The following is a 242-nucleotide window of genomic DNA, read 5'->3' as shown; positions in this document are numbered from 1 at the left end:
TATTCCCACCTCGCCACGCCGAAGCGCGCGGGCGGCGATCCGTTGCGACTGGCATTTTGCTGGGCACATGGTCGTCGAAAGCTCATCAAGGCAACACCCAAAAAAGGATCGCCCCTCGTGGATGAGGCGCTGTTGCGCATCGCAGCCCTCTACAAGATCGAGGACGCTATTCGTGGCAAGGAGCCTGAACATCGCCGCGCCATGCGCCAGGAAATGTCCCGGCCTCTGGTGGATGAGTTCTT

1 protein-coding gene is annotated in these 242 nt (G+C 60.3%); it reads left to right on the top strand.

Annotated elements, in window-relative coordinates:
* On the top strand, positions 1-242 hold a 242-nt coding region (locus F9K91_RS25770), incomplete at both ends, for an IS66 family transposase (RefSeq protein ID WP_151679086.1).

The sequence above is a fragment of the Brucella tritici genome (genome assembly GCF_008932295.1).
Taxonomy (GTDB): Bacteria; Pseudomonadota; Alphaproteobacteria; order Rhizobiales; family Rhizobiaceae; genus Brucella; species Brucella tritici.
This window is presented reverse-complemented; position numbering and strand designations above follow the sequence as displayed.